Annotated in this window: 15 protein-coding genes; 4 read left to right on the top strand and 11 right to left on the bottom strand. The window is 68.0% G+C overall.

The features are described 5' to 3' along the window. Position 1: 1 nt before the first annotated feature. On the top strand, positions 2-490 hold the full coding sequence (locus AC1DNG_RS01300) for a GNAT family N-acetyltransferase (RefSeq protein ID WP_476871607.1): 489 nt from the start codon (positions 2-4) through the stop codon (positions 488-490). A gap of 34 nt (positions 491-524) precedes the next feature. Here the strand turns inward: AC1DNG_RS01300 and AC1DNG_RS01295 are convergent, their stop codons facing one another. Genes AC1DNG_RS01295 through AC1DNG_RS01285 form a run of 3 tightly spaced genes read right to left on the bottom strand, consistent with a single transcriptional unit; the run spans position 525 to position 3,538 of the window. Further along, positions 525-1,361, bottom strand: coding sequence for an alpha/beta fold hydrolase (locus AC1DNG_RS01295; protein ID WP_476886454.1), 837 nt, complete (start codon positions 1,359-1,361; stop codon positions 525-527). A gap of 9 nt (positions 1,362-1,370) precedes the next feature. After that, on the bottom strand, positions 1,371-2,234 hold the full coding sequence (locus AC1DNG_RS01290) for an alpha/beta fold hydrolase (protein ID WP_476874405.1): 864 nt from the start codon (positions 2,232-2,234) through the stop codon (positions 1,371-1,373). An 11-nt stretch (positions 2,235-2,245) separates the two neighbouring features. After that, on the bottom strand, positions 2,246-3,538 hold the full coding sequence (locus tag AC1DNG_RS01285) for a CapA family protein (RefSeq protein WP_476886453.1): 1,293 nt from the start codon (positions 3,536-3,538) through the stop codon (positions 2,246-2,248). Between the two features lie 82 nt (positions 3,539-3,620). Here AC1DNG_RS01285 and AC1DNG_RS01280 point away from each other — a divergent pair, with 82 nt between their 5' ends. Further along, positions 3,621-5,633 carry a M3 family metallopeptidase gene (locus tag AC1DNG_RS01280; protein WP_476886452.1) on the top strand — a complete coding sequence of 671 codons (2,013 nt, stop codon included), beginning with the start codon at positions 3,621-3,623 and terminating at the stop codon, positions 5,631-5,633. Between the two features lie 213 nt (positions 5,634-5,846). Here the strand turns inward: AC1DNG_RS01280 and pdxS are convergent, their stop codons facing one another. The 6 genes from pdxS to AC1DNG_RS01250 all read right to left on the bottom strand — a co-directional run bounded on the left by pdxS (position 5,847) and on the right by AC1DNG_RS01250 (position 14,236). After that, positions 5,847-6,773, bottom strand: a complete 927-nt coding sequence (pdxS, locus tag AC1DNG_RS01275) for a pyridoxal 5'-phosphate synthase lyase subunit PdxS (protein ID WP_026266390.1) — start codon at positions 6,771-6,773, stop codon at positions 5,847-5,849. 208 nt (positions 6,774-6,981) lie between these two features. Beyond that, entirely contained in the window at positions 6,982-7,620 is a 639-nt protein-coding gene (pgsA, locus tag AC1DNG_RS01270; RefSeq protein ID WP_223916731.1) for a phosphatidylinositol phosphate synthase, read from the bottom strand. After that, positions 7,613-8,233 (bottom strand): HIT family protein, encoded by a 621-nt coding sequence (locus AC1DNG_RS01265; protein WP_476849327.1) that lies wholly within the window; start codon positions 8,231-8,233, stop codon positions 7,613-7,615. Before AC1DNG_RS01265 ends, pgsA begins: the two co-directional genes overlap by 8 nt. Before the next feature lie 19 nt (positions 8,234-8,252). Next, entirely contained in the window at positions 8,253-10,262 is a 2,010-nt protein-coding gene (thrS, locus tag AC1DNG_RS01260) for a threonine--tRNA ligase (protein ID WP_476871611.1), read from the bottom strand. Between the two features lie 129 nt (positions 10,263-10,391). Next, positions 10,392-13,904: a DNA polymerase III subunit alpha gene (locus tag AC1DNG_RS01255; RefSeq protein WP_476886451.1), complete on the bottom strand. Its 3,513-nt coding sequence runs from the start codon at positions 13,902-13,904 to the stop codon at positions 10,392-10,394. Continuing rightward, positions 13,901-14,236, bottom strand: a complete 336-nt coding sequence (locus AC1DNG_RS01250; protein WP_476886450.1) for a DUF6504 family protein — start codon at positions 14,234-14,236, stop codon at positions 13,901-13,903. Before AC1DNG_RS01250 ends, AC1DNG_RS01255 begins: the two co-directional genes overlap by 4 nt. Before the next feature lie 202 nt (positions 14,237-14,438). On the opposite strand from AC1DNG_RS01250, the gene AC1DNG_RS01245 reads away from it, so the two are divergent. Further along, positions 14,439-14,825 (top strand): hypothetical protein, encoded by a 387-nt coding sequence (locus AC1DNG_RS01245; protein ID WP_476849331.1) that lies wholly within the window; start codon positions 14,439-14,441, stop codon positions 14,823-14,825. A gap of 7 nt (positions 14,826-14,832) precedes the next feature. On the opposite strand, the gene AC1DNG_RS01240 is transcribed toward AC1DNG_RS01245, so the two are convergent. Then, positions 14,833-15,159 carry a chorismate mutase gene (locus AC1DNG_RS01240; RefSeq protein ID WP_028277548.1) on the bottom strand — a complete coding sequence of 109 codons (327 nt, stop codon included), beginning with the start codon at positions 15,157-15,159 and terminating at the stop codon, positions 14,833-14,835. A 14-nt stretch (positions 15,160-15,173) separates the two neighbouring features. Here AC1DNG_RS01240 and AC1DNG_RS01235 point away from each other — a divergent pair, with 14 nt between their 5' ends. After that, positions 15,174-15,596 (top strand): VOC family protein, encoded by a 423-nt coding sequence (locus AC1DNG_RS01235; RefSeq protein ID WP_476871613.1) that lies wholly within the window; start codon positions 15,174-15,176, stop codon positions 15,594-15,596. Positions 15,597-15,653: 57 nt separating this feature from the next. On the opposite strand, the gene AC1DNG_RS01230 is transcribed toward AC1DNG_RS01235, so the two are convergent. Continuing rightward, positions 15,654-16,400: an SOS response-associated peptidase gene (locus tag AC1DNG_RS01230; protein WP_476849333.1), complete on the bottom strand. Its 747-nt coding sequence runs from the start codon at positions 16,398-16,400 to the stop codon at positions 15,654-15,656. Positions 16,401-16,510 lie beyond the last annotated feature (110 nt).

Below are 16,510 nucleotides of genomic sequence, written 5' to 3'. Positions count from 1 at the left end.
GGTGGCAGGCGCCGAGGGCGGCACGGTCCGGATTGGGCGCGACACCCCGGAACGCGAGGACGTCCTGCGGCTCCTGGGCGAACACCTCGCCGACATGTACGCGACCTCCCCGCCGGAAAGCGTCCACGCCCTTGATCCTGCCGCCCTGGCCGGACCCGGCATCAGCTTCTGGACCGCCCGGCAGGACTCCCGGCTCCTGGGCTGCGCGGCGCTGAAACACCTGGCTCCCGGCGACGCCGAGATCAAGTCAATGCGCACCGCGAATGCAGCCCGCGGGCGCGGCGTTGCGTCGGCGCTGCTCCGCCACCTCCTGGCCGAGGCCCGGCACAGCGGCTACGAACGCTTGTTCCTGGAGACGGGGAGCCAGGAGTTCTTCGCCCCCGCGCGGCGGCTGTACGAGAGGCACGGCTTCACGGACTGCCCGCCGTTTGCCGGCTACGAAGCCGACCCCAACAGCGTCTTCATGTCTCTGCTCCTGGACGCCGGGTAGCTGCCCGGCAGCCTTCCATGGGCCCCGCCTGCCGTCATCGGGTCCGGACGAAGGCCAGGACATCGCGCGGCACCCGCCGGCTCGATCCTGCCCGGATATGGCCCCATCGCTCGTAGACGATCAGGGTGCAGTCTGGAATCAATTGCGCGGTCTCCTCCGCAACCGTCCTCGGGAAGAACGCGTCCCGGCCGCCGCAGAGCAGCAGGACGGGCGGACGAATGAGCGGCAGTACCGCCCGCGCATCGAACGCGAACTCGGCCCGCGCCTCCGTCAGGACGTCCGCGGCGGGGCATCCGGAGGGGTCCAGTACGCGCCGGCCGACGACAGGTCCCAGCAGTTCCCGCAGCCAGCGGGTCCGCGGCCCCGGTAAGAGGTACTCGGCCAGGACCGTCCCGGCGCGGCCTGGGTCTCCGGCAGCGACGGCGGCGGCCATCCGCTCGTCCACGTCTTTGCCCCACGCGCTCAGTTCGGCCGCCGTGACCACCATCGCGATGTGCCCGAAGGACTCGGGATGGCGGGCGGCCAGGTACTGCCCGATCATCCCGCCGAATGACTCGGCCACCACCAGGCCGACCCGGCCGCCGAACTCCTCGGCGATCAGCTGGGCGTAGTCGTCCGCCATGTCGGCGCTGGTGTGCGACGCCGGCATGTTCCGCCGGCGGGTGACAATCCAGATGGCGTACCCGGCCTCCTGATAGGCGGCAAACTCCCGCCGGAACAGTCCGCGCAGCACCCCCTGGGGCACGAAGCTCCCCGGTCCGCCCTGGACGAACAAGAGCGTCTTCGGGCCCCGGCCCCACGTCAGGTATTCCATCCCGTTGCTGAACGTCCCGCTCCGGGATTCCCGATCCCGCCGGTTTGCCCGGGCCATGGCGCCGTCCTACGGTGTTATCGGCGTCGTCGGCTGCGGCTGCCGCAGCAGCTCCGCGAACTCCGCCGGCCGGGATGCCGGCCACCAGTGGCCGCTGTCCACCCGGATCACCGTGAGGTCATCCACCCAGGAATCCAGTCCGTCCACGAGGCCCGGCGACAGGAAGGAATCCTTCAGCGGCACCACCACCTGGACGGGCAGCGTCACGCGGCCGCCGGCCGGCCAGTTCACCGCCGAGAAGAAATTTGCGCGGTAAAGAGCCAAGCCGCGGATGGGATCATCGCCGACGTCGCGCTTGGCCATCTGCCCGTAGCGTTTCGTGAGGAAGAGGCGCCAGGCGGCCTCCGGCAGCTTCGGCACAAGGAACGCGGCGATGTACCAGCTGCGGGCCAATTGTCCGGCCAGCTGCGGCCACGCCCGGGGACGTGCATACCGGCTCCGCACCCAGCGGGCGAAGTGCCGCAGGTCCGGGCCCGAGATGGACGTGTACCGGCCGATCAGGCCCGCGGCCCTGGGGTCCTGGACGGCGGCCCAGCCCTGGATCGAGCCCCAGTCATGGCCCACAAGATGGACGTCCGTGGCGCCGACGGCGGCCAGCACGGCGAACATGTCATCCACGAGCGTCTTCAGGGTGAAGTCCCCGGGGAGGCCGACGACGGCGGACGCGCCCGCGTTCCGGGTGTCGTAGGCGACCACGTGGTGGCTTCGGGCCAGATCACGGATGGCCGGCAGGAAGACCTGATGATCGTCCGGATAGCCGTGTACCAGCAGCAGCGTCGGCACTTCCGGTCCCGGCTCCCTGCCATACTCGAACACTGCAAGCTCAGCCCCGCTGGACGCGACGGTGCTCCGCCGTTCGTTGATCATCTCCATGCTGCCCAAGCTTAGGACCCCGGGGTGAGAATAAGCTCATGGGCGCCCGCCGCCGCGGCGCCCATCGACTCCAGCACGGCCGCGGTGCGCCGGCGCGTGGCTGCGTCCGCCGCCGTTCCGGCGCAACGGCCCTGCGGCGCGTCGGCCGCCACCGAACACCAGCGGTAGGGTCCGCGGACCATCACCGACGGCGCCCAGGCCAGGTCCGAGGCGGCCCAGAACCCGGACGCGTCCTGGCTGAACTGCACCCGGACCAACAGGCCCTCGTTGTTGACCACGAACGACGGCGAGAGCTCGGTGATGCCGTTGCCGAGCCCGTACACAATCCAGGTTCCCTTGTACTTTTCGATCGGCAGCACCGAATGGCTGTGGTGGCCGTAGATCAGGCTGAACAGGCCGCTGTCCACGAGCGCATGGGCGACGTCGCGCTGCTGGGTGTTGGGCTCGGCTGAGTACTCTTCCCCGGCGTGCATGACCCCCAGCACGATGTCCGCGCCCAAAGTCCTGGCCTTGCGTGCTTTGGAAATCATGGCGTCGGGATCGAGCAGGTCGACCTGCCAGGGCTGCTCGGCGCGCAGCCCGTTGAGGCCATATGCGGCATCAATGACGGCGATTTTGGCCGCGGCGGTCTGCAGGATCAGGATGCCCTGGGACTCTGCCTCGGTCCGGTACGAGCCCGTGTGCCGGAGTCCGGCGGCGTCGAGGGCGTCCAGGGTACGGACGAGTCCCGCGGTGCCGCGGTCAACGGTGTGATTGCTGGCGGTCGTGCAGGCCTGATAGCCCACGCCGCGCACGGCGGTGATGATCTGCGGCGGAACGTTGAAGGAGGGATACCCGGAGAATGGTCCGTCCGGGCCTGCCACCGGGGTCTCCAGATGGCAAATCGCCACGTCGCTCTGCTCGATGTAGCGCCGCTGGCCCTCCAGCAGCGGCCCGAAGTCCAGCCCCGCGGCGCCGGCGGCGCGGGCGTCCTCGCGGGCCTGCTGCCAGAGCTGGGGATGGACCAGCATGTCCCCGGTGACGAGGACGGAGGCGCACCGGGCGGCCGCACAGCCTGGCCCCTTCCCGGGCGTCGGCGTCGGCGTCGGCGTCGGGGTCGGAGTCGGAGTCGGGGTCGGAGTCGGAGTCGGGGTGCCCGACGGCGGCTGGGTAACGCCGGACGTTCCCCCGGTACCGCCGGCCGTGGGACCCGGGGGGTTATCCGGCCCGGCGAGGAGTCCGCAGGATGCCAGCATCGACCCGAGAACAACGGCCGTTGCTGCGGTCAGGATCCGGCCCCGCGGCCTCGCCGTCGTGTTCGCCATGCCGCTCATCCTATGGTGGGCGGCATCACAACACACGGAGCCGATCGTTGAGAAGCGGCCGCCTGCATGAAAGAGTCATTTCATGACCAATCCCCTCCTGAGCCCCAGCACCCTGCCCTATGGACTGCCGCCGTTTGCGGACATCGACGACGCGCACTACGCCGAGGCCGTCGAGGCCGGCCTGGCCGAGCACCTTGCCGAAATCCAGGCCATCGTGGACACCCCGGCGGCCCCGACCTTCGAAAACACGGCCCTCGCCATGGAACGCTCCGGGCGGCTCCTGGACCGGGCCGCCGCGTCCTTTTTCACGCTGGTGTCCGCAGACGCCTCGGACACCATCCGCGACCTCGAGACCCGCCTGTCCCCGCTCTTCGCCGCCCACCAGGACGCCGTCTACCTCAACCGCGGGCTCTACGAACGCTTCGCGGCGCTGGACGAAACGGTCCTGGACGCGGAGTCCGCCCGGCTCGTGGAGGAATACCTCAAGGAGTTCCGGGCCTCCGGCATCCAGCTCGACGACGCCGGCCAGGAGCGCCTCAAGGAGGTCAACGCCGAGCTGTCCCGGCTCGGCACCGAGTTCGGCCAGCGCGTCAAGGAGGGCATGAAGTCCGCTGCCCTGCTGCTGGATGACGCCGCCGACCTCGCGGGCCTGCCCGCCGACGACGTCGCCAGCGCCGCCGAGGCCGCCCGGACCGCCGGGCACGAGGGAAAGTTCCTGCTGACCCTGATCCAGCCGAGCAACCAGCCTGCCATGGCCGCGCTGGCGAACCGGGAAATCCGCCGTCGCCTCTACGAGGCCTCCATCGGCCGCGGCAGCGACGGCGGAAGCTTCGATGTGCTCGACCTGGTCAAGGACATGGTCCGGCTCCGCGCCGAGAAGGCCAGCCTTCTCGGGTTCGCGAACTTCGCCGAACTCAGCGTGGACCGGCAGACTGCACCGGACTTCCAGGCCGTCCAGGCAATGATGAGCCGGCTGGCCCCCGCAGCCGTCCGCAATGCCGACGCAGAGGCCGAGGCGCTGGCCGGGGCCGCCGGCCACCCCCTCGAGGCCTGGGACTGGGCGTATTACTCGGCCAAGGTCAAACGGGAGCGGTATGCCGTGGACGAACAGGCCCTGCGCCCCTACTTCGAGCTGGACCGGGTTTTGAATGATGGCGTGTTCTTCGCGGCAAACGCCCTGTACGGCGTCACCTTCCACGAACGCGCCGACCTCGCCGGCTACCACCCGGACGTGCGCGTCTGGGAGGTTAAGAATTCCGACGGCACGGACCTGGGCCTTTTCCTGGGCGACTACTACACACGGGAGACGAAGCGCGGGGGCGCGTGGATGAATTCCCTCGTGGAGCAGTCAGGGCTCTTGAACACCCGACCCGTGGTGATCAACAACCTCAACATCTCCAAGCCGCCGGCCGGCGAGCCCACCCTGCTGACGCTGGACGAGCTCCGCACCACCTTCCACGAGTTCGGCCACGCCCTGCACGGCCTGTTTTCCGCCGTCACCTATCCTCGGTTCTCCGGCACGAACGTGCCGCGGGACTTCGTGGAATACCCTTCGCAGGTCAACGAAATGTGGATCATGTGGCCCGAAGTCCTGGCCAACTATGCCCGGCACCACGCCACCGGCGAACCCCTGCCGCAGGAGACCGTGGACAAGCTCAATGCCGCCCAGCTTTGGGGCGAAGGCTTCGGCACCACGGAATACCTCGGCGCTGCCCTGCTGGACCTGGCGTGGCATGTCCTGGACGGCTCTGACATCCCGGATGACGCCGTCGAGTTTGAAGCGAAGGCGCTGGCCGCGGCCGGCGTGGCGCACAGCCTGATCCCGCCGCGCTACCGGACCGGCTACTTCCAGCACATCTTCGCGGGAGGCTGGTACGCCGCCGGCTACTACTCCTACATCTGGAGCGAGGTCCTGGACGCTGACACCGTGGAATGGTTCAAGGAAAACGGCGGCCTCAGCCGCGCGAACGGCAATTTCTTCCGCGCCGAACTGCTTTCCCGCGGCAACAGCCGGGACCCGCTGGAGTCCTTCCGCGCCTTCCGCGGCCGGGACTCGGATCTCGGGCCGCTGCTGAAGCGCCGCGGCCTCGACTAACCCCCGCAGAACGCAAACGACGCCGGGCGGTCACCTAAGAAGGTGACCGCCCGGCGTCGTCGTTCAATCAGAAGCGCAAGGCGAAGGGCGGCGTGATCCGGCAGCGTGCGTAAAAGGGGCCCCGCGCCCCGGGCAGCCGCTCAGCTGCCAACAGGGCGCGGGGAATAGCACGCAGAGGATCAGCGCCGTCCGGCGCCGCCAAAGGCGCGAACGCTACCAGCCGCGCTCGGCGAGGCGGTGCGGCTGCGGGATCTCGTCGACGTTGATGCCGACCATGGCCTCGCCCAGGCCGCGGGAGGCCTTGGCGATCTCGTCCGGGTCGTCGTAGAACGTGGTGGCCTTCACGACGGCGGCGGCACGCTGGGCCGGGTTGCCGGACTTGAAGATGCCGGAGCCGACGAACACGCCGTCGGCGCCGAGCTGCATCATCATCGCGGCGTCGGCCGGGGTGGCGATGCCGCCGGCGGTGAACAGCACCACCGGGAGCTTGCCGGTCGCGGCAACTTCCTTGACCAGTTCGTACGGGGCCTGCAGCTCCTTGGCCGCGACGTAGAGCTCGTCCTCGGCCATGCCGGCGAGCTTCTTGATCTCGGCACGGATCTGGCGCATGTGCGTGGTGGCGTTGGAGACGTCCCCGGTGCCGGCCTCGCCCTTGGACCGGATCATCGCCGCGCCCTCGTTGATCCGGCGCAGGGCCTCGCCCAGGTTGGTCGCACCGCAGACGAACGGAACGGTGAAGTTCCACTTGTCGATGTGGTTGGTGTAGTCCGCCGGGGTCAGGACCTCGGACTCGTCAATGTAGTCCACGCCGAGGGACTGCAGTACCTGCGCCTCGACGAAGTGCCCGATCCGGGCCTTGGCCATAACGGGCACGGACACGGCCGCAATGATCTTGTCGATCATGTCGGGATCGGACATGCGGGACACGCCGCCCTGGGCGCGGATATCGGCCGGAACGCGTTCCAGCGCCATCACGGCCACGGCACCGGCGTCTTCGGCGATGCGGGCCTGCTCGGCGTTGACGACGTCCATGATGACGCCGCCCTTGAGCATCTCAGCCATGCCGCGCTTGACGCGGCTGCTGCCCGTGACGTTCTTCGCGGACGCGCCGGCTTCGCTGCTTACATCAGGTGTAGACACAAAAACCCCTATGGGTAGATAGATGACCTCGCCGGGGCGCGAACGGCACGTTCATGCCGTGTCCCGCACACACCGGATTACCGGATCCATTGGCCGGTAAAGCTAATACTATCCCCCGGCCGGGGCGCGGCAGAATTCGGGTTACAGCAGTCGAATCTCGCGCGGGGACAGGGATTCGGCGCGGCCGCCGGGGTGCCGCCTGGCGCCGTCAGGCGGGACGTTCCGTGGCGGTACCTTCGGGTTCCGCCAGCGACTGGCGGTGCACTGTCACGATGCGCTGGATCACCGTCACCAGGCTCGCTGTCGCGAGAAGGCACAGCGTCACGAAGAGCACCACAGGGGTCAGGCCCAGTCCGGTGAGCCCCGTGACCACCAGCACGGACACGAGGCGCTCGGCGCGCTCGGCGATGCCCACGTTGGCGTGGAAGCCCAGGGCCTCGGCCTTGGCCCGCGCATAGGAGACCACCATGCCGAGCACCAGGCAGAGAATCGCGGCGACGGCGACGGCCGGGTTGGCGCCGCCGGTGAAGAACCAGACGGCGACGCCGGCGAACAGGGCGCCGTCGGCCACGCGGTCAAGGGTGGAGTCCAGGAAATTGCCCCACCGGCCGCCGCGGTGCTGCATCCGGGCCATGATGCCGTCAATAACGTCGGAGAAAATGAACGCCGTGATGAACACGGTCCCCCAGAAGAGCTGCCCGAGCGGGTAGAACACGAGAGCGCCGATCACGACGCCGAGCGTGCCGACCACGGTCACGGCGTCGGGAGAGACCCCGATCCTCAGCAGCCAGCGGGCAACCGGGGAAAACAGGGCGGTGAAGAAGCCCCGGGCGTGCCTGTTAAGCATCCTTCTCCCCCGCTGTGTCCTGCGGCGCGGGCATTTCCTGCGGCCACGCGTCGGCGACCTGCTGACGGACCTCACCGAGGGTCTGCGTGACCGCCTTTGTCTGGGCAATGATGGGGAAGAAATTTCCATCACCGCCCCAGCGCGGCACCACGTGCTGGTGCAGATGGCCGGCGATGCCCGCCCCGCCGGTGACGCCCTGGTTCATGCCCAGGTTGAAACCGGAAGGGTTGGCGACTTTGCGCAGCACCCGCATGGCCGTCTGGGTCAGTTCGGCGAATTCCGCCGTTTCCTCGACCGTGAGGTCCGTGTAGTCCGGGATGTGCCGGTAGGGGCAGACCAGCAGGTGGCCCGGGTTGTACGGAAAGAGGTTCAGCACCACGTAGCTCGTCCTTCCCCGGTAGACGATCAGGGAGTCCTCATCGCCCCGCTCGGGCGCGGCGCAGAACGGGCAGTCGTCCGGGTTCTTGAACTGATGCTGGCCGCCCTTGATGTACGCCATCCGGTGCGGCGTCCACAGGCGCTGGAAAGCGTCCGGGACCCCGGCCAGGCTGAAGTCGTCCGTCACGGCGTGGTCGCCCGGATACTCCGGCCCGGCCCCTGTGGTTTCCTGCACGCGCTGCCCTTCCGTCTGCCTAGCTGGTCCGGTTTCGGACAGCGTCGACGATCCGCTGTACGGCCTCGGACACGGGCACGCCGTTGTCCTGGCTGCCGTCGCGGAAGCGGAAGGACACGGCACCCGCCTCGGCATCGTCCCCGCCGGCGATCAGCACGAACGGGACCTTGTCCTTGCTGGCCGTGCGGATCTTCTTCGGGAAACGGTCCGAGGAGATGTCCACCTCGGCGCGGATGCCGGCCGCCTTGAGCTGGTCCACGACGTCGAACATGTAGTCGTTGAATGCCTCCGCCACCGGGATGCCCACCACCTGGACCGGTGCCAGCCAGGCGGGGAAGGCACCGGCGTAGTGCTCGGTGAGCACGCCCATGAAGCGCTCCACCGAGCCAAACAGGGCGCGGTGGATCATCACGGGCCGCTGCCGGGTGCCGTCGGCGGCCTGGAACTCGAGTTCGAAGCGTTCGGGCAGGTTGAAGTCCAGCTGGATGGTGGACATCTGCCAGGTGCGGCCGAGCGCGTCCTTGGTCTGGACGGAAATCTTGGGGCCGTAGAATGCCGCTCCGCCCGGATCCGGGATGAGCTCGAGCCCGGAGGCTTCGGCCACCTCGGCGAGGGTGCGGGTGGCTTCGTCCCATGTGGCGTCGTCGCCGACAAACTTGTCCTCGTTCTTGGTGGAGAGCTCGAGGTAGAAGTCGTCCAGGCCATAGTCCTTGAGCAGGCCGAGGACGAAGTTCAGCGTGCTGGTGAGCTCGTCCTTCATCTGCTCGCGGGTGCAGTAGATGTGGGCGTCGTCCTGGGTCATGCCCCGGACGCGGGTCAGGCCGTGCACCACGCCGGACTTCTCGTAACGGTAGACCGAGCCGAACTCGAAGAGCCGCAGCGGCAGTTCGCGGTAGGAGCGGCCGCGGGACCGGAAGATCAGGTTGTGCATGGGGCAGTTCATCGGCTTGAGGTAGTAGTCCTGGCCGGGCTTGCGCACGGTGCCGTCCTCGTTCAGTTCCGCGTCGATGTGCATTGCCGGGAACATGCCCTCGCGGTACCAGTCCAGGTGGCCGGAGACTTCGTAGAGGTGGCCCTTGGTGATGTGCGGGGTGTAGACGAAGTCGTAGCCGGCATCGACGTGGCGCTGGCGGGAGTAGTCCTCCATGGCCTTGCGGATAATGCCGCCCTTGGGGTGGAAGACCGGCAGACCGGAGCCGAGCTCGTCCGGGAAGGAGAACAGGTCCAGTTCCGCGCCGAGCTTGCGGTGGTCGCGGCGCTCGGCCTCGGCAATGCGCTCCTGGTAGGCCTTGAGCGCGTCCTTGGTGGGCCAGGCGGTGCCGTAGATGCGCTGCAGCTGCTGGTTGTTCTGGTTGCCCAGCCAGTAGGCGGCCGAGGAGCGGGTCAGGGCAAAGGCGTTGGAGATCAGCTTGGTGTTCGGCAGGTGCGGGCCGCGGCACAGATCGCACCAGATGCTGTCGCCGCTCTTGCGGTCCACGTTGTCGTAAATGGTGATGTCGCCGGCGCCGACCTCGACGTTGACGCCCTCGCCGGCCTCGGCGGCGTCATTCTTCCTGCCCAGCAGTTCGAGCTTGTAGGGCTCGTCCTTCATCGCTTCGCGGGCCTCGTCCTCGGACACCACGCGGCGAACGAACTTCTGGTTCTGGTTGATGATCTTCTGCATCATCTTTTCGAGCTGGCGGAGGTCTTCCGGGGTGAACGGTTCCGCGACGTCGAAGTCGAAGTAGAAGCCGTCCGTGATGTAGGGGCCGATGCCGAGCTTGGCGTCGGGGCGCAGCTGCTGCACGGCCTGGGCCATGACGTGGGCCGTGGAGTGGCGCAGGACGTTGAGCCCGTCCGGGGAATCAATGGTGACGGCCTCGACATTGGCGTCCTCGGGAAGGGGCTGGTCCAGGTCCTTCAACTCGCCGTTAACGCGGGCCACAACGACGTCGCGGCGCTCAAAGAAGAGTTCCGCGCCGGTGGTCCCGGTAGTCACCTTGGTCTCTTCGCCGTCGACGAGAAGGGTGATCTGCTGGGCATCTGACACGGGTGTCTCCTATTCAAAGTTAAGGCTTCGTAGCTTGTGGCGTACGGGGACCACAGCCAGCCTCGTCCATGCTATCGGTTTCTCCAGAGGCCAACCAACGCGCCACGAGCGAGCCGCACCGCCGGCCGGTCAGCCGCCCAGCCCGGTGATGGCGAGGTTCCTGCTGATCCCGTCCAGGGGGCTGGACAGGGGGCCGGACAGGTAAGGCTCCTTCCGGCCGGCGGCGCCGGGAGCCGATGCCGGAAACGGGAGGGTCTCCGGGCGGCTGAGGTCCCAGGCCATGGAGGCGCTGATGCTGATCCCCCGCGGCCCGGTCCGGCGGGTGGTGCCGCGGATCAGGAGCAGGCGGGTGCCGAACAGCAAGGGTCCGGACTGCTCCTGCGCCTCGTGGAAGAACACCGAATCCACACAGCCCGTGCCGTCGTCGACGCTGATGAACACCACACGCCGGCCGCCCCTCATGGGCGGGGTCTGGGTGGCCACCCGGACCCCGGCCACCAGCACCTCCGTGCCGTTGCGCAGTCCCAGCAGCTTGTCCGCGGTGGTGACGCCCAGCCGGTCCAGCAGCGGGCGGTGGCTGGTCATGAGGTGCTCGCTGACGTCCACAGCCATCAGGTCCAGTTCCGCGCGGACGTTATCCACCATGCTGGGTGCGGGCAGTGCCGCCTTGAGGTTCGTCAACTCCACGTCCCCCAGCGGCAACGCCAGCTGGCCCTCAATGACTTCCACGCCCTTCCGGAGGGGGCGGGCCTGTAGTTTTTGCAGGTGCTGAACCAGATCCGCCCGGTTGGCTTCTCCCCCGGACGCCCGGTGCAGCGAATCGAAGGCGCCCAGCTGGGCCAGTCGCTGGATGCTGGGCCGGCTGAGCCGCGACCTGGCCCGCAGGTCCGCCAGGGAGTCGTAGGGCTGGCCGGCCACAATCCGTTTCAGCTCGGCGCCGGAGAGCCCGAAGATACCGTTCAGGCTCAGCCGGATGCCCAGCCTGCCCCGGTCCGGCCCGGATTGCACCCGCTCCACCCGGTACTCGGCCTGGCTCCGGTTGATGTCGAGGGGAAGGATGGGGATCCCCAGCCGGCGGGCCTCGGCCACGAGCAGGCGTTTGGGGTACATTCCGGGGTCGTGTTCCCACAGCCCGGCGAGGAAGGCCTCCGGGTGGTGTGCCTTGAGCCAGGCCGACTGGTAGGTGGGCACGGCGAAGGCGGCTCCGTGGGCCTTGCAGAACCCGAAGCTGCCAAAGGCCTTCAGCGTGCCCCAGACCTTGTCCACCACCTCGGGACTGTAATTCCGGGCCCGCGCCTCCTTCCGGAAAAACTCCTCCACCCTGGCTTCCAACACGTCGTTGCCCAGCGCACGGCGGAACTCGTCGGCCCTCGCCAGCCCGCACCCGGTCATGACGTCGAAGGTCTTGAGGATTTGTTCGTGGAAGACCGTGACCCCGTGGGTTTCCTGAAGGACAGGTTTGAGGTCCGGGTGCGGGTAGACCTCGGGAGCGAATCCGTGCCGGTGCTCCAGGAAGGGCCGGACCATGTCGGATTTCATCGGACCCGGGCGGAACAGGGAAATGTCGATAATGAGGTCGTTGAACTCCCGGGGGGCCAACTTGCCGATCAGTTCGCGCTGGCCAGGGGACTCGATCTGGAAGCAGCCCAGGGTGTGGGTGCTGCGGATCAGCTCAAAGGTGGGTTCGTCGTCGAGCGGGACCGCATTGAGGTCGATGTGACCGTCCTCGGCGATGTAGTCCGGGCCCGTCCCGTCCGGCCCGGCCGGATGCGCGCCGGCGGCCACCACCTCGGCCTTGGACGGGTGGAGCCGGATCACTTCCCGGACGGCGAAGGCCATGGCGCTCTGCATCCGGACGCCAAGGACATCGAGTTTCAGCATGCCCATGGGGTCCATGTCGTGCTTGTCGAACTGGCTCATGGGCAGGCCCAGGCCGCTGGGCTGCACGGGGGTGCGGTCCAGCAGGGTGGCGTCGCCGAGGATGACGCCGCACGGGTGCATGGAGATGTGGCGGGGCAGCCGGTCCAGCCGCTCCGTGAGGTCCACCAGCAGGTCCAGCTGCTGGTTCTCGGAGAAGCCTCGCTGCTCCACCCGGTCCGCGAATTCCTTCAGCTCGGGTTTCTCCACGAGGGCTTCGCGGAAGTGCCGGGCCGAGAACCGCCACAGCTGCTTGGCGATTTCCCCGACCTCGCTGTCGTCCATGCCCAGGGCCAGGCCGGCATCGCGCACGGCACCGCGAGCGCGGTACCCGTTCTGCATGCTCATCAGCGTGACGCGTTCGGCGCCGAAGCGCTCAAAGATCTTCCGGTAGACGTTGTGCCGTTCGGCGCTTTCGACGTCGATGTCTATATCCGGCAGCGTGGCACGGTCGCGGGAGAGGAAGCGTTCAAAGATGAGGTCGTGCTCGAGCGGGTTCACCTGGCTGATGTCGATCAGGTAGTTGACCAGGCTGGAGGCGCCCGAACCGCGCGCGGCCGCCCGGATGCCCAGGGCCAGGATCATCCGGGAGACCTCTGCGACGGTCAGGAAGTACGAGGCGAAACCCAGCGAGTCGATGATCCGGAGCTCATGCTCCAGCCTGGCCCGCAGCTGCTGTTCCCGCTGCCCGGAAATGCCCGGGAAGCGGCGGCCGATGCCGGCCTCACACCGCAGGGTCAGTTCGGCGAGCGCGTCGCCGTCGATCCCGATCACGGATGCCTCCGGGACCACGGGCTGTTTCCAGCCCATGTCGGCTTCCGGATCCATGCGGCAGCGGTCCGCGAGCGCCTCGGTCTGGGCCAGGAGCCGTTTGAGGTCCGCCGTGCCGTAGCCGGCGGCGTGGATGATCTCCTTGCCCAGCTGCAGCATCCGGGCCGCCGATTTGAGCCAGCCCTGCCCGTTGGGCTGCAGCAGCGGGGCAGCCGAGAGCTCGGGGAGGGATTTCAGTGTCCGGGCCGAGTCCAGCACATCGGCGGTGGCCGCGCCGTCCTCAGCCACGTACCGCACAGCGTTGCTCAGCACGGCGGGCACCCCGTGTTCTGCGGCGAGTTTGAGCATGCGCACCGCGTGGGCGGTGCTCAGCGGTTCCCCGGGCGGGCTGAGCTGGGACACAACCTCTGCCGCCAGCGTTCCGGGGGGCATGGCGTCCAGCCATCGTTTGAACAGGGTGCGGGGCCGCAGGTAGCGCCGGCCGCCCATGGCCCGGCCGACGTCGGAGTCCGGGCCGATCAGCACTGTCAGGACCGGCTTCAGGGTTTCCGGGTGCAGGGTGCGGGAGGCCAGTTCCGCCCGGGTGACGGCCACCGGCACTATTCCCCCGGCCTTGCCCGTGGTGCGGGCGTGGGCGTCGGAGATCAGCCGGCACAGCGCCCGGTAGCCGGCACCGTTGTTGTGTCCGTGCGCCAGCACGACGACGCGTCCCCCGAGCTGGGTGCGGTGGTCGCCGTCGTCGTCAAAGACTGCAAGGTCCACCCCGACGATTGCATCCAGCCCGGCTGCCATGCACGCCTTCAGGTGCTTGACGGTTCCGTACAGGCCGTCGCGGTCCGTGCAGCCCAGCGCGGTGGCGCCGTCAGCGGCGGCCGCGGCGGCAAGTTCCTCCGGCCAGGAGACGCCATAGTGGGCGCTGAACGCGGTGGAGACGTGCAGATGGGTGAAACTCATGCTGATTCGGGCTTCCGGAGGGGCTGCAGGGCGTCGTGGATCTTCAGGAGCCGCCACCGGCCGCTGCCGACATGCCGGGTCAGGTCAAGGGTGAGGGTGGAATCCGCGGCGTGATCCCCGGCCGCACGCACCTGGATCCGCCAGATCTCATGGTCCACCAGGCCCGGCCCGCTTCCGAGTGGCGCCCGGCGTTCCTCGGCCCACCATTGGCGGCGTTCGTACCAGCGGACGGGGTCCGCGCAGACCGTGTAGCGCCGGCCGGCCCAGTCGAGGCGCAGGGGCTGGCCCGAGGGCGTGCAGACGACATCCACGGACTCGCTGAAAATACCCACGTTGCCTCCCGACCCAGTCCGGGCTGGAGCCGGCCCAGTCCCCGCTTCGACTTCCTACGTCCATTCCGCTTCCGGCGCCCTCAGTTCCAGGCGCCATGATTTTATTCGAACATATCTTCGAATAAATTCAGTCTACGTCGGAGAGGCGACAAAACCCAGATCGGGGGTGGACTCACGCAGGCACAGGTAGCAGGATTGAGCCATGAGCTCCCATAACGCACTCCTGAAGCACGTAAGCATCGCCGCCAAGGATCCAACCTTGGTGGCGACTTTTGATATAGACGGAAACATCCCCGGCCAGGGCGCCTACGTGGTGGGGCTCTTGGCAGCCACCCCGGACTATTCCCACCAGCGCAGGATGGGGATCGAGTTCATGAACGGCGAAGCCGTGTCCTTCTACTGCTTCAGCCACGACGGCACCGAGGAAAATTTCGACCTCAAGGGGGTCGAACACTCCGGCAACACCATTACCGGCCATTTCCCGCTTACGACTGTGCTTGGCCTGCCCAAGGGCCATCTCATGACGGCCTTCAGCGATTGTGACGGCCGGGACTACCAGGCCAACGTGCCTGTCGAAGAAGCCCTCTAGACAACTTCTAGGAGCTGGACTTGTACACTTCCAGCTCGAGCGTGATGAAGGCATCGATCATCGCCCGGTAGGTCTTCTCGACAAGTTCGACGTCGATGTCCTTCTTTTCCGCCGTGGCGCGGACGTGTTCGATGACCCGCTCCACACGCCCGGGCGCACGGACCTCGGCGCTGTCCGCCTTGAGGGTCCCGGCGATCCGGATCAGCCGTTCCCGGCGCCCGATCAAGGACACGATCTGCTCGTCCACCTCGTCAACAGCCACCCGCACGGCGGCGAGCTGTTCGCGGTCGGCCTGGGCGGCCTTGTCGTCTGCGTGATTTGTGGGCATGTGCATGACAGTATCGAAAGATGCAGCCACGAGTCGACTTCATATCGCTAGGTGTCCGCAGTGTTGACGCCTCACGCCGCTTCTACGTCGATGGCCTCGGATGGCCGGTCCACCGGGAAGTCCCCGGGCAGGTGCTCTTCATCCAGGTCAACCACGGCCTCATCCTCTCGCTCTGGGACGCGGGTCAAATGCAGACCGAGGCGGCCACCGATGCCCCTGCCGGCATTGCGTGCATCACGCTCAGCCACAACCTGGCCGGCACGGCGGACGTCGACCGGGTGATGGCCGAAGCCGGGACCGCGGGGGCCCGCATCGTTGCGGCACCGAAGACCCAGCCCTGGGGCGGCTACACCGGCTACTTCGCCGATCCCGACGGCTACCGCTGGGAGGTCGCCTTCAACCCCGACTGGTCGGTCAACGGCGGCGGCAAAGTAACGCTCTGACTCAGGTAACCAGTGCCGCCCCGTGCCTTGACAGCCGCCAGACAGGCCGGCGTACCGCTAGAACAGGCTCCCCACCGGCTGGATGAGTTCCGGTGAGTCATTCCTGACGTTCCCGACGGCGGTGCCGACGGCGTCGATCGTCCAGCCTTCCGCGACGTCGTGCGCCCCGGCCCGGACCAGATCCACGAGCCCGGCCGCATCATCGGCCTGCGGGTCCAGCCACGTCTGCATGGTCTCGCGGTTCATGGGCAGCGGAACCCTGTCATGCAGCGCGGTCAGCTCGGCCAGCATTCCCCCGGCGTAGCCCTCCGGCGGCGAGTCGGTGGTCATGATCGAGGTCGAGAGCATCCAGCGCTCCGGGTCACCCTCTGCCTTGGACGGGTCCCGCCACCATTCATAGAGTCCCGCGAAGACAATGGGGCGTCCGTCCTTGGGATGGACGTAGTAGGGCTGCTTGGTGCGGCCCTCGCCCTTCCACTCGTAGTAGCCATCCGCCGGGACGGCGCAGCGACGGGCGCGGGTCGCTTTCCGGAAGGCGGGCTTCTCCAGCACGGTCTCGCTGCGGGCATTGATCATCTTGGACCCGATGCCCGGGTCCTTGGCCCAGGACGGCACCAGGCCCCAGCGCGCAATGTGCAGTTGGCGGACCGGTTCTCCCTCCACAAGCCGTTCGAGCAGGATCGGCACATCAGCCGTCGGGGCCACGTTCCACGACGGCGGAATCGCGATCTCATCCTCCAGCCCGGCATCGAATTCGGCCAGCAGGTCTCCGACGGCCCGGGCCATCACGTAGCGTCCACACATGGCATCAGCATGCCACCGCACCCATCCCATGTCATCCGCCGAGCCGCCTGAGCCCGCCGAGGTCGCCGGAAACGTACGAAGTCGCCGGAACTTTCCGGCGACTTCGCATC

The sequence above is a fragment of the Arthrobacter sp. 01T425 genome (assembly GCF_056398725.1).
Note: the sequence above shows the minus strand (reverse complement) of the source record. Positions and strands in the feature narration are given on the sequence as shown.